Below are 13,707 nucleotides of genomic sequence, written 5' to 3' on the forward strand. Positions count from 1 at the left end.
GACGCATGCACCGATGGAGGATGGAATGAAGCGGCTGGATTTGATCACGATTGGCCGGTCTTCGGTGGATCTCTACGGCGCACAGATCGGTGGCTTACTGGAAGATATGTCTTCCTTTAACAAATATGTTGGCGGCTCCCCTACCAATATCGCAACCGGCACCGCTCGCCTGGGGCTAAAATCGGCGCTCATTACGCGTGTCGGCAATGAACATATGGGGCGCTTTCTGCTGAATGAACTTGCACGCGAAGGTGTAGATACGCGTGGCATCGTCACCGATCCTGAACGCCTCACAGCACTGGTCATTCTCGGCATCCGTGACCAGCAACAGTTCCCGCTCATCTTCTATCGTGAGAACTGCGCTGACATGGCACTTTGCGAAGATGATATCGATCCAGACTTTATTGCTCAGGCCGGATGTGTACTCGCAACCGGCACGCACCTTTCGCATCCGTCTACAGAAGCTGCAGTTCTCAAAGCTTTGAAGCTTGCGCGGGAAAATGGCAGCCGTACAGTGCTCGATATTGACTATCGGCCGAACCTCTGGGGACTAGCGGGTCACGGCGATGGTGAGAACCGCTTTATCGAATCTGCTGCCGTTACTGCGAAACTGCAAACTACGTTGAACCTGTTTGATCTCATCGTCGGAACGGAAGAAGAGTTTCACATTGCCGGTGGAACGACTGGTACGGTTGAATCCCTCAAAGCCGTCCGCGATATCACCAAAGCAGTTCTGGTCTGCAAGCGCGGGCCGATGGGCGCAGTGGTCTTTGAAGACGATATTCCTGATCGCCTCGACGATGGAAAATCTGGTGAAGGTTTTCCCATTGAAGTGTTCAACGTGCTTGGTGCTGGTGACGGTTTCATGTCCGGCCTTTTGCGCGGCTGGCTCAAGGATGAAGATTGGCCGACCAGCTTGAAACTCGCCAATGCCTGCGGAGCCTTCGCAGTGTCGCGCCATGGCTGTACGCCCGCTTATCCGAGCTGGGAAGAGCTTAAATATTTTTTCGAAACCGGCATTCGCAACACGGCGCTCCGCAATGATGAGGCACTCGAGCAAATTCACTGGTCGACCAATCGTAATGGTGACTGGCCGCATATGCGAGTCTTCGCTTTCGACCACCGTATTCAGCTTGAAGAAATGGCAAGGGAAGCTGGCGCGAGTGATGAAAAAATCGGACAATTCAAAGAATTATGCCTGAATGCTGCATTGGAGGTTTCCGGCGGTCAAAATGGCTATGGCATCCTCTGTGACAGTCGGCTTGGTCGCGATGCACTTTACCGCGCCGCTGGAACTGGTCTTTGGATCGGACGGCCCACGGAATGGCCAAGTTCGCGGCCGTTAGAGCTTGAACCGGAACTCGGTCCCGATTGCGGCGGCCTTGTTGAATGGCCGCTTGAACATGTCGTCAAAGTACTTTCGTTCTATCATCCAGATGACAGCGACGATGTAAAAGCTCAACAGGAAGCCACCGTAAAACGGCTCTATACAGCCGCACGCCGCAACCGTCTTGAATTCCTTCTGGAAGTCATTCCATCGAAAGTCGCACCTGTCGATGATATGAGCACGGCGAAAGTCGTCGAGCGTTTCTATGAGATCGGCGTCTATCCCGACTGGTGGAAACTAGAGCCTCTGACCACAGAAGAAGCATGGCAAAATACCTGCGATGCGATCACGCGCAATGATCCGCACACGCGCGGGATTGTCGTGCTGGGCCTCGATGCCCCAGCCGAAGAACTTGAAGCGAGCCTTAAAGTTGCAGGCGGTTTTGATCTCGTGAAAGGCTTTGCTATCGGTCGCACCATTTTAGGTGAAGTCGCACGCCAATGGCTTGCAGGCAAAATGAGCGATGCCGATGCTGTTTCGGAAATGGCGGAACGCTACCGCAGTTTCTGCGATCTGTGGGACAGGCTGCGCCAGAAATAAACGCATCTCAGCAACGGGTGGAGGCCTGTATCTTAGATTGCGATGAGGCGGGATTCCGCCGGGAGGAAATATGACGACTGTTCGACTGACCGCGGCACAGGCTCTTGTGCGCTATATTGCCAATCAGATGACGCCGGAAGGAGACCCCTTCATCGCTGGCGTCTGGGCAATTTTTGGTCATGGCAATGTGGCGGGGCTTGGCGAGGCTTTGCATGGCATCCGTGATCAGCTCGTGACCTGGCGCGGCCATAATGAGCAAACCATGGCGCATGCGGCAATTGCTTATTCCAAACAGCTCGGTCGCAAACGTGCTTGCGCTGTCACCTCCTCTATCGGCCCCGGTGCAACCAATATGGTCACAGCGGCAGCACTCGCTTATGTAAACCGCCTGCCGGTCCTGTTCATTCCCGGCGATGTATTTGCCAATCGCGGCCCCGATCCAGTGTTGCAGCAGATCGAGGATTTCAACGATGGCACAGTGACCGTCAATGACTGTTTCCGCCCTGTAAGCCGTTATTTTGATCGCATCACCCGCCCCGAGCAGCTTCTCACTGCCCTGCCGCGCGCTTTCCGCACAATGACCGATCCTGCGGATTGCGGACCCGTAACGCTGTCATTCTGTCAGGATGTGCAGGCCGAAGCCTATGACTGGCCAGAGGAATTCTTCGCGCCAAAGATATGGCATTGGCGGCGTCCGCCAGCCGATGAACATGAGCTGGCAACCGCGGTTGCAGCAATCAAAGCTGCCAAGACCCCGGTTATCGTTGCGGGCGGCGGCGTACATTATTCAGGCGCCCATGAAGCGCTGAAAAGCTTTGCGGAAACCCACAACATTCCGGTTATCGAAACACAGGCCGGCAAATCGGCTTTGCCGTGGGATCACGCGCTAAATTTCGGTCCGGTCGGCGTTACTGGTGCAGACAGTGCAAACGCCGTTGCAGCAAGCGCTGATCTGGTCATTGGGGTGGGTACACGTTTTCAGGATTTCACCACCGGCTCGTGGGCATTGTTCAAACATCCGGGCCGAAAACTGCTCTCGCTGAACGTTCAGCCCTATGACACGCACAAGCAAGGTTCGATCTCACTTGTTGCAGATGCGAAAATTGGGCTGTTAGCACTTTCAGCTGGTCTGAAAGACTATAAGCGCACCACACTTGACACCACGCTGAAAACACGCTGGTTTGAAGCAGCAGACCGTTGCACGGCTGCCCCCGGTGACGCCAACCAGCTTCCCACAGACATGCAGGTGATCGGCGCAGTGCAGCGTCAATCCAAAGAAAATACCGTCGTCATGTGCGCGGCTGGCACCATGCCGGGGGAATTGCACCAGCTCTGGAAAGCCGGTCGCCCGATGTCCTATCACATGGAATATGGCTTCTCCTGCATGGGCTATGAGATTGCAGGTGGGCTTGGCATCAAGATGGCGGAACCGGATCGCGACGTGATCGTGATGATCGGTGACGGCTCCTATATGATGGCGAATTCAGAGCTTGCGACCTCTGTGATGATGGGCATCAAGATCACGGTCGTGCTTACCGACAATCGCGGTTATGGCTGTATCAACCGGTTGCAGATGGCAACGGGCGGTGCCGAGTTCAACAATCTGCTCGACCACACAACCCATGTGAATGCATCGAATATCGACTTCGCGGCCCATGCAGGTGCGATGGGTGCCGAGAGTAAGAAAGTCGGTTCTATCCGTGAACTGGAAGATGCGCTGGCGGAAGCGCGCAACAGCCCGCGCACCACAGTTATCGTCATCGATACCGACCCTTACCCGACGCCTGAAACCGGCGGCTGGTGGTGGGACGTGGCTGTGCCGGAAGTCTCGGACCGCGAACAAGTACGCGCCGCGCGTGAAAATTATGAAGCTCAGATCAAAGAAAGAAACTGACCGATGATCCTCTATGGCACCAACCCGATTGCCTGGTCGAACGATGATGATCGCAGCCTTGGCGCGCATATAAGCCTTGAACAATGCCTTGATGAGACTTCAAAAATCGGCTTCGATGGAATCGAAAAAGGTCATAAATTTCCGCAAGTTGCAGCGGAACTTAAAGCAGTACTCGAACCACGCAATCTGGGCTACGTTTCTGGCTGGCATTCGCTGAACCTTCTTACCAATTCCGTAGAGGATGAGAAGGCTGCTATGCAGCCGGCGCTTGATCTTCTGAACGCAATGGGCTGCAAGGTCATCATCGTTTGCGAAACGTCGAACGCCATTCATGGCGACGATAGCAAGTCGCTCTCCGAACGTCCGGTGTTGGAAGAAGCACGCTGGGCTGAGTTTGGTGCGGGTGTCGAAGCACTGGCCGAACATGCGAGCGCGGAGGGTATTGCACTCGTCTATCACCATCACATGGGTACGATTGTTCAAAGCGAAGACGAGATCGACCTTCTGATGAAACATAGCGGCCCACATTCCAAATTGCTGCTTGATACAGGTCATTGTCTGTTTGGCGGCGGTAATCCTGAGCGCGTTGCAAAGAACCATATGGGGCGTGTCCGGCATATCCATGCCAAGAATGTGCGCCCCACGATTGCGGTACAGGTACGCGACCAGAGTCTTTCCTTTCTGGAAGCTGTGCGCCGTGGAGTCTTCACGGTTCCCGGCGATCATGAAGGCGGCGTCGATTTTGTACCGGTGCTTACGGTCGCAGCCCAGCATGGATATCAGGGCTGGCTGGTGATTGAAGCCGAACAGGACCCTGATGTGCGCAATCCATTCGAATATCAGTCGCTGGGGCTGAAATCGCTCAAAGCATTTGCGCGCGAAGCAGGGTTAGACAAAGGAAACTGAGATATGGCCAATCTGTTACGCAAACCCAATGGCAAGCATGGCAAGGTGCACGACATCACGCCGGAAAGCGCCAATTGGGGCTATGTTGGCTTTGGCCTTTATCATCTTAAAGCAGGTGAAACCGCAACCGAGAAAACCGGCAACCGGGAAGTCATTCTGGTTCTGGTCGAAGGCAAGGCAAAGCTCAAAGCCTCTGGAGAAGATTTCGGCGAAATGGGCGAGCGAATGAGCGTGTTTGAAAAACTCGCTCCGCATTGTCTTTATGTGCCTGCTGAAAGCGACTGGAATGCTGTCGCGACAACTGATTGCGTGCTTGCTGTTTGCGCAGCACCTGGCAAACCGGGCCGCAAGGCACAGAAACTAGGACCGGAAGGGCTGACATTCGACACGCGTGGACAAGGTGCAAACACCCGCAACATCTTTAATATTGCCATGGAAGGCCGCGATGTCGCCGACAGCCTCTTGGTGACGGAAGTTTTCACGCCACAGGGCAACTGGTCATCCTACCCGCCGCACCGGCATGATGAAGATAACTTCCCGGATATGACCTATCTGGAAGAAACCTATTATCATCGCCTAAACCCATCGCAGGGCTATGGTATTCAGCGGGTCTTTACCGAAGATGGCAGTCTCGATGAAACCATGGCCGTTTCTGACGGCGATGTCGTTCTGGTGCCGAAAGGACACCATCCCTGCGGCGTGCCATATGGTTATGAGATGTATTATCTCAACGTCATGGCCGGACCGATCCGCAAATGGCGATTTAAAAACCATCCAGATCATGACTGGATTTATAAGCGCGATAATCCGTCGTCATAAAGATAAGCCCCGGGTTTCCGGGGCTTTTTTCTTATAGTTTTGCCACTTTTTTCAAATCGTCCACCGCGCCGGGTGCAGCAACAAAAACCTTGCTACCCTTGGTCAGTTGCTCGCCTTCCGTTGGGAATGGGTGCGTGTAGCCGCCTGCTTCACGCACCAGGCAAAAACCTGCCATGCAATCCCAAGCGTGCATATATGGCTCGTAATAGCCCACCAGACGCCCTGCGGCCACATAGGCAATCATCAGCGCGCCAGAGCCATTGCGAATGAATGTGCCGCCTGCTTCAAGCAAATCTTCAACGATCCTCGCAACCACCTGCGGCGTTACGTAATTATTGGCACCAATGCCCGTCACCGCGTTGCGAATTGTACGCGTTTCATCAAGCAAAAGCTTTTTGCCATTAAGTGTTGCACCCTGCCCCTTGGCTGATGCGTAAAGCTCATCAAAGCAAGGTGCCTGAATAACACCGATCACCGGCTCGCCATCTTTCAGCACGGCAATGGAAACGCACCAGTTCGGCATTCCGTTGACAAATGGGCTGGTGCCATCGATGGGATCAACCACCCATGTATACCCTGAGATGCCCTCATTCAGCCCATACTCTTCGCCCAGAAAGCCATCGTCGCTGAAAGCTGCCGATACACGTTCATTGATCAGCTGTTCTACATTGCGGTCAGCAATGGACACCACATCCTGAGGATCGCGCTTGGTTTCAATCACTAGCGTCTCGCGGCGATTGAAGTAATCAAGTGCTAGCGCACCAGCCTCGCGCGCAATGTCCTGCGCAAGCTCAAACCGTGCTTCAAGCTCTTTTGAAATGTCTGATGTCATGCTTGGTTTCCAGTCAGCGGGAATGAAGATGCATGGTCTAGTATGGCGAACCCGAAATTCGTATCACTTTGAAGCAGTTCTCAGAGCGAACTTCGGGTTCCAAGCCATACGAGTAAAATATTGTATCTAGTGTGGTTTAAGGATTTGAAGTTCCTAAACGCGAATGCAACACAAATGATAGGAACTTCAAATCCACCACACTAGGTAGTCTAATACCGGCAATATCTGAGATATTGCAAAGCTGTGCATACTCTTTGTTTTTTAAATTTATGTGTCAATCATAATTTAAATATTTCATTCTGAAAATCAGTAAAATAATCACTTCGTTCTAAATTTGCACAGCCTTGCAATAATTCAAACAACAAAAAAGGCGGCCCGAAGACCGCCTCTTTTCAATCCATGTGAAGCCTTATCAGCCGATAGCCATCAGGCTGGCATTGCCGCCTGCAGCCGTTGTGTTGATGGAGGTCGAAACCTCTTCAAGCAACCAGCTCAGGCAATAGCAATCAGCGCTCTCGGCAAGCTGCGTCGCAGTGGCTGCCTGTGTCAGCACAAGCGGACCTGGAAGAGCTGCCAGCTTCTTGTTGACGTCGGTCAGGCGTTCGCCCTCTCCTTCAACAAGCGCACCGGCGAAAGGCGCATCTGCCTGCCAGTCCTTTGTCCAGACAACACGCGCAGCGACGCTTGAAGGCAAGTCCTTCAGAACATTGCGCAAGCCTGAAGCCTCGTCGATTACCGCTTCGTTGCCAGTAGCGAGTGCGGCTGTCAGCTGACGATAGAGACCGGTTTCACTCTGTGGAACCAGAAGAATGCGACCACGCGCATGAAGCGCATAGAGGTTGCGTTCACCAACCGGACCCGGAAGCTCGATATTCAAACCAAGTGCAGAAGCACTGCCGGTTTCACGAGCGGCCTGCGCCAGTTCGTTCATGCCGCGATTGCCAAGCCACTTTGCAAAATCGTTAAGCGCGACATCGGTGTGAACCGAAGCCATTCGCGGCGGGATTGGCGCTGTTTCAACGAGGCGACCGAGATAGAGCGGACCGCCAGCCTTCGGGCCCGTGCCGGACAGACCACGGCCACCGAAAGGCTGGACGCCCACAATCGCACCGATAACGTTGCGATTGATATATATGTTGCCAACACGGATGCGATCAGCAACATGAGCAATCGTTTCATCAAGACGCGTATGCAGGCCGAAAGTCAGGCCATAGCCGGTTGCGTTGATGTCATCGATCAGGCTGTCCATGTCGTTACGCTTGTAGCGTACAACATGCAGAACCGGACCAAACACTTCACGCTTCAGATCGCGCAGACTGTCTATCTCGACGATGGTTGGCGCAACGAAAGTGCCCTTCCCGGTTTCAGGTCCAAGTGGAAGCTGCTCCACCTTACGACCGATATCGCGCATCGTCTGAACGTGCTTTTCGATGATGTCCTTGGCTTCAGCAGTAATTACGGCGCCAATATCAACTTTCAGCTTATCGGTACGGCCAATGGACAGTTCCTTGAGCGCGCCTTTGAGCATAGTCAGAATGCGATCAGCAACATCTTCCTGCAGGCAAAGAACGCGCAGAGCCGAACAACGCTGACCGGCACTGTCGAAAGCCGAGCCGATCACGTCGAACACGACCTGCTCGGCAAGAGCGGACGAATCCACGATCATGGCATTCTGGCCGCCGGTTTCAGCAATCAGCGGGATCGGCTTGCCATTAGGCAGCAGACGCGACGCAAGCTGCGCCTGAATGAGACGTGCAACTTCGGTCGAGCCGGTGAACATCACACCACAGGTTTCCTGTGCTGCGACAAGAGCTGCACCAATGCGGCCATCACCCGGCAGAAGCTGCAAAGCATCAACTGGAATGCCAGCTTCATGCAGAATACGAACGCCCTGTGCCGCGATGAGCGGGGTTTCTTCAGCAGGCTTTGCCAGAACCGGATTGCCTGCAACAAGGGCTGCTGCAATCTGACCGGTAAAGATCGCCAGCGGGAAGTTCCACGGGCTGATACAGACAATTGGGCCAAGCGGCTTGTGCGCAACGCCCAGCGTGCGGCGGGTCTGTTCGGCATAATAGCGCAGGAAGTCGATAGCTTCGCGCACTTCTGCAATCGCGTTTGACATGGACTTGCCAGCTTCACGCATGATGAGGCCAAGCAGTTCTGCCATTTCACGCTGCATGATGTCGGCAGCGCGATCAAGGCAGGCTGCCCGATCAGCAGGCGAAACCTGAGACCAGCTTGCAACAGCCTTCTCAGCCGCTTTCATTGCGCGCGCAACATCGTCGGCGGCGATTTCTGTAACCGTGCCCACAACATCGGAATGATCGCCGGGGTTCAGAACCGGGCGGCTTTCACCCTTAACCTTGGCACCCGCAACCTGCGGTTCCGCGGTCCAGGCGCGCGTAGCATTGGCTTTGAGCGTATCGCTCAATTCTGCCAGCTGCTCTTCATTGGAAAGGTCGAAACCTGCCGAGTTTTTACGAATGCCATAAAGGCCTTCCGGCAGGTTGATCTGGTCGTGACGTGCACCGACAACGGCCATCGAACGAACGACTTCTGCAGGATCGGCAATCAGTTCATCAACCGACACGCTCTTGTCGCCAATGCGATTGACGAAGGACGAATTCGCACCATTTTCGAGCAGACGACGGACCAGATAGGCCAACAGCGTTTCATGCGTACCAACTGGCGCATAAATGCGAGCTGGACGACCCAGCTTCGACGGGCCGACAACTTCGTCATAAAGCGGTTCGCCCATGCCATGCAGGCACTGGAATTCATAAGAGCCGGTTTTGAAGTCCGGGCCTGCCAGATGATAGATCGTGGCAAGCGTCTGCGCATTATGTGTTGCAAACTGCGGGAAGATCACATCGCGGGCGCCAAGCAATTTGGCCGCGCAAGCAATGTAGGAAACGTCAGTATGAACCTTGCGGGTGTAAACCGGGAAATCTTCAAGTCCATCAACCTGCGCGCGCTTGATTTCGGCATCCCAGTAAGCGCCCTTGACGAGACGAACCATGACGCGACGATTGTTGCGGCGAGCAAGATCGATAATGAAATCAAGCACAAACGGGCAGCGCTTGCCATAGGCCTGTACCACGAAGCCGATGCCTTCCCAATCAGCCAGATCAGGATCTTCAATCAGGCTCTGCAGAAGGTCGAGCGAGAGCTCGAGACGGTCTGCTTCTTCAGCATCGATGTTGAGGCCGATATTATACTGCTTGGAAAGGACTGCGAGCGCCTTCACCTTTGGCAGAAGCTCAGTCATGACGCGTTCGCTCTGCGCGCGAACATAGCGCGGATGCAGTGCCGAAAGCTTGATCGAAATGCCCGGACCATCATAAATGCCGCGGCCGGCGGAAGCGCGACCAATCGCGTGGATCGCTGTCTCGTAATCCTTGTAATAACGTTCTGCGTCGGCAGCAGTCGTAGCAGCTTCACCGAGCATGTCGTAGGAATAACGGAATCCGCGCTCTTCAAGCGACTTTGCGCGCTTCAATGCTTCATCGATAGTTTCGCCGGTAACGAACTGCTCGCCCATCATGCGCATGGCCATATCCACGCCGCGGCGGATGACAGGCTCACCACAACGGGCGATCAGGCGCGTAAGCGCTGCCGAAAGGCCGCTGTCATTGACGGTGTTGGTGAGCTTGCCGGTGACAACAAGACCCCAGGTTGCAGCATTGACGAACAGCGAACGACCGCCGCCGACATGTGACTTCCAATCGCCATTGGAAATCTTGTCACGGATCAGCGCATCACGCGTTGCCATATCCGGAATACGCAGCAGAGCTTCGGCAAGGCACATCAGCGCCACGCCTTCCTGGCTCGACAGCGAATATTCATGCACCAGACCTTCAACGCCCGTGCCCTTGTGCTTGGCACGCAGGGCTTCGATCAGCTTGCGCGCTGTTTCGCGAACTTGCTTGACCGTTTCTTCAGGCAGGGTCGCCTGTTGAACGAGAGCGGTCACGCATTCGGTTTCAGGCAGACGATAGGCGTCGGTGATTGCCTTGCGCAGCGGCGTCTGAACGCGGATGGGCGGCGCGAAATTCTGGAACACAGGAGTAGCGTTGGTGGATACTTTATCAGTCATGGTGCAATGCTCGCAAAAACAGGCTTAAGCCCAGTTCAACTATGCTTATATATCGTGGCACACTATCACTGGCGCAAATTGCATTCTGCCTTCATTTAATCCATATAAAGACAATTCGATCTTATTAAAGCGACTTCAAGAGGCGATTTGAATGCGAAAGATAGACTCTGTAGACGATCTGGATCAGTTCGATCGCCGCATTCTTGAAGTGCTGAGCGATGATGGTCGCATTGCTATGACCGAGTTGTCAAAAAAGGTCGGGCTTTCCAAGACGCCGTGTCAGGCGCGCGTCAAACGGTTGGTCGATGAAGGTTATATTATCGGCTTTCGCGCGGCGATTGATCCGGAAAAACTCGGCCTCGATCATATCTCTTTTACGACCGTGAAATTATCGGACACACGCGAAGCGGCCCTCACGGCCTTCAATGTCGCGGTCCGCAAGATACGCGAAGTCGAAGAATGCCATATGATAGCAAGCTCGTTCGACTATCTGCTGAAAGTGCGAACGCCCAACATCCGGCGTTACCGCGAGGTGCTGGGCGAAAAAATCTCAAGCCTGCCCAATGTGGCAAGCACGTCCACTTTTGTGGTGATGGAGTCTGTCAAAGACAACCGCCCGGTCAGAGTCTATCCGGGCGCGCTGTAGGTTTTATAGCGGCTGATCTGCCAGATAGCGTTCGAGCGTTTTGGCTGTACCATCCTGCCAGATACGCTTGAGCGCCGCCGAAAAAGCATCGGTATAGGCCGGATTGGTGGCTAATGCGCCGAAAATATCGGTCATTTCGAGCCAGCGCGCCGGTTCGTCTTTGGCAAGCACCGCCTGCTTCACCAGACGATCCCATGACGGATCATTGGGTTCAATCACCGCACCGCTGTCCGTCGTTCCATAGCAGTAGCGGCACCAGAGAGCGGAGACCAGTGCAAGGCCCGTAACCGAATTACCTTTGGCCAAACGGTCTGAAACTGTCGGCAGAATAAATTTCGGCTGACGGTTAGAACCATCAAGACACAGACGGCGGATTGTGTCGCCTATCTTTGGATTGGCAAAACGTTTGTCGATGAGCAGACGATAGTCTTCGAGAACCGTATTTGGAACTGGTGGCACTTCGGGAATAATTTCTTCTTTTGTGAGCTTTTCCAGATATTGCCGGATCAACGGATGTTCCATCGCTTCATGAACGAAATGGATATCGAGAAGCCCACCAGGGTAGGCAATCGCCGCGTGCCCACCATTAAGTATCCGAATTTTCATCAGCTCATAGGCATCAACCTGATCGGAGAAGGTCACGCCGACTTTTTGCAGCCGCGGACGCCCGGTCGGGAATTTATCTTCTACCACCCATTGCTTGAACCCTTCACAGAAGACGGGCCAACCATCCTCGACTTCGAACTCATCCAAAGCGATATCGCGTTCGCGCGCACCCGTCGCGGGTGTGATCCGGTCAACCATCGAATTGGGGAATGCGACATTCGCTGCAATCCAATCCGCAAATTCCACGTCGCTAAGCTTGGCAAGTCCCACAACAGCATCTTCCGTGACGTGACCGTTGCCTGGAATATTATCGCAGGACATGACCGTGAACGGCTCAACTTCGGCTTGCTTGCGCAGTTTCAGCCCCTGCACAATGAGGCCGAAGACCGTATTCGGCTTATCAGTATGAACGCTGTCATAGACAATATCCGGATGCACTGGATCGAAATGCTGGCTTGCCGGATCGATGTAATAGCCGCCTTCGGTAATCGTCATCGAAACGATACGGATATCAGGCGATACGAGGTAGGCCATCAGGGCCTGTCGCCCTTCATCGGTCGATGTGGTCACGTAATCAACCATCGATGCTGTAATGCGCGCGCTGGAATAATCAGCTTCCTGCTCGACAACCGTTGTTAGCCAGTCCTGCGCTTTGAGCGTGTCTCGCATTGCGTCGTCAGTCGCCCGAATACCCGCACCGACCAAAGCCCAATCGTGATCAAGTCCAAGACCAAACAGATCATCAAGATAGACAGCCTGATGCGCGCGATGGAAATTACCCACGCCAAAATGCACGATTCCCGGTGTCAGCGACTCCAGATCATAACCAGGCTTATCAACTTTGTTGAAGCTCTTAAGCGTTGCACGGGACAGCTTGGTCATGACTTGCGATCCTCCTCGATGAATTCAGACAACCCAGCCTATGGCTTGATATCGCAGTGGGCAATATCTCTTTATAAGTATCGTACATTACAAATAAAAATGGCGGGCAAAGCCCGCCATTTCATTTGAATTTATAGTTCTTAGTTCAAGCCAAGTGTTCCGCGCAGTGTCGAAAGATCCTCTGCAAGCGTGTTGATCGCGCCAGCCATAACCTTGCGATCTTCTTCGGTCAGCTTGTCGTACAGCTCATAGCCATCGCCCTTCTTGTACTTAACAAGAATATCATTGACGGTTTTAAAATTGGCATCCGACTTCTTCAGAAGCTCTGGATTTTCCTTTTCGATCAGCGGACGGAAGAGTTCGACGATCTTCTGCGAGCCATCAACATTGGCTTGGAAATCCCAGATATCCGTGTGGCTATAACGATCTTCTTCACCGGAAATCTTAGTTGCAGCCACTTCTTCCATAAGGGCTGCTGCACCACCAACAACCTTTTCAGGTGGGAAGGTCATGTCCTTGATACGCTTCTGAAGCTCGACAACATCCGCGTAAAGCTTATCAGCATATTTATCGAGACCTTCGGTCGAATTCTGGTCGAAAAGACCATATTCGAGGCGGTGGAAGCCAGTGAAGTCGTCTGACTTTTCCGCATCTTCATGATCGTCTGCACGGCTGTCGATCGACGCATCAAGATCAGCAAAGAGTTCAGCAATCGGTTCGATTCTTTCATAAGAAACGCGTGTCGATGGATAAAGCTCTTTCGCCTTTGCCAGATCACCAGCCTTGATGGCGTCAGTGAAAGCCTTGGTTTCTTTCACGAGAACATCAAGGTTGTCCTGAACATAGATCTTATAGTCAGCAATTGGCTGAACGAGATCGAGTGGGGAAACTTCGGCTTTTGCGACGCCAAAGCTGAGCGAAAGAGCGACAGCACAAGCCGACGCAAGCAGTGGAAGACGATATTTCATAGTTGCCTCTCCGTGGTGATACAACTTTCACCCACGTGCATTCTGCGGCCCACCTGTGGCCCGATGCTGACATTTGCCTTTCGCCGGATTTAACTCCGAGCAAATGTAAGCATCAAATGGGCCACTGCAAA

At 53.5% G+C, this 13,707-nt stretch carries 9 protein-coding genes; 5 read left to right on the forward strand and 4 right to left on the reverse strand.

The features are described 5' to 3' along the window. Positions 1–25 precede the first annotated feature (25 nt). The 4 genes from WH356_RS07510 (at position 26) to iolB (ending at position 5,546) form a co-directional block, all read left to right on the forward strand. A complete protein-coding gene (locus WH356_RS07510; protein ID WP_339509575.1) occupies positions 26–1,927 on the forward strand; it encodes a bifunctional 5-dehydro-2-deoxygluconokinase/5-dehydro-2-deoxyphosphogluconate aldolase in 1,902 nt (633 codons plus the stop codon). A gap of 70 nt (positions 1,928–1,997) precedes the next feature. Next, on the forward strand, positions 1,998–3,821 hold the full coding sequence (gene iolD / locus WH356_RS07515; protein WP_339509576.1) for a 3D-(3,5/4)-trihydroxycyclohexane-1,2-dione acylhydrolase (decyclizing): 1,824 nt from the start codon (positions 1,998–2,000) through the stop codon (positions 3,819–3,821). 3 nt (positions 3,822–3,824) lie between these two features. Continuing rightward, positions 3,825–4,727 (forward strand): myo-inosose-2 dehydratase, encoded by a 903-nt coding sequence (gene iolE / locus WH356_RS07520; RefSeq protein WP_339509577.1) that lies wholly within the window; start codon positions 3,825–3,827, stop codon positions 4,725–4,727. A gap of 3 nt (positions 4,728–4,730) precedes the next feature. Continuing rightward, on the forward strand, positions 4,731–5,546 hold the full coding sequence (gene iolB, locus WH356_RS07525; protein ID WP_339509578.1) for a 5-deoxy-glucuronate isomerase: 816 nt from the start codon (positions 4,731–4,733) through the stop codon (positions 5,544–5,546). A gap of 31 nt (positions 5,547–5,577) precedes the next feature. On the opposite strand, the gene WH356_RS07530 is transcribed toward iolB, so the two are convergent. Both WH356_RS07530 and putA read right to left on the reverse strand, forming a co-directional pair. Beyond that, positions 5,578–6,378 (reverse strand): inositol monophosphatase family protein, encoded by an 801-nt coding sequence (locus WH356_RS07530; protein WP_339509579.1) that lies wholly within the window; start codon positions 6,376–6,378, stop codon positions 5,578–5,580. Positions 6,379–6,790: 412 nt separating this feature from the next. Next, the gene (gene putA, locus WH356_RS07535; protein ID WP_339509580.1) at positions 6,791–10,474 is read right to left on the reverse strand and encodes a trifunctional transcriptional regulator/proline dehydrogenase/L-glutamate gamma-semialdehyde dehydrogenase; all 3,684 of its coding nucleotides are present in this window, start codon (positions 10,472–10,474) and stop codon (positions 6,791–6,793) included. A gap of 151 nt (positions 10,475–10,625) precedes the next feature. Here putA and WH356_RS07540 point away from each other — a divergent pair, with 151 nt between their 5' ends. Further along, a complete protein-coding gene (locus tag WH356_RS07540; protein WP_339509581.1) occupies positions 10,626–11,120 on the forward strand; it encodes an Lrp/AsnC family transcriptional regulator in 495 nt (164 codons plus the stop codon). A 3-nt stretch (positions 11,121–11,123) separates the two neighbouring features. Here the strand turns inward: WH356_RS07540 and WH356_RS07545 are convergent, their stop codons facing one another. Continuing rightward, the gene (locus tag WH356_RS07545) at positions 11,124–12,608 is read right to left on the reverse strand and encodes a mannitol dehydrogenase family protein (RefSeq protein WP_339509582.1); all 1,485 of its coding nucleotides are present in this window, start codon (positions 12,606–12,608) and stop codon (positions 11,124–11,126) included. 140 nt (positions 12,609–12,748) lie between these two features. Continuing rightward, on the reverse strand, positions 12,749–13,576 hold the full coding sequence (gene efeO, locus WH356_RS07550; RefSeq protein WP_339509583.1) for an iron uptake system protein EfeO: 828 nt from the start codon (positions 13,574–13,576) through the stop codon (positions 12,749–12,751). Positions 13,577–13,707 lie beyond the last annotated feature (131 nt).

It is taken from the genome of Ochrobactrum sp. MYb379, assembly GCF_037479515.1.
In the GTDB taxonomy this organism is placed as follows: Bacteria; Pseudomonadota; Alphaproteobacteria; order Rhizobiales; family Rhizobiaceae; genus Brucella.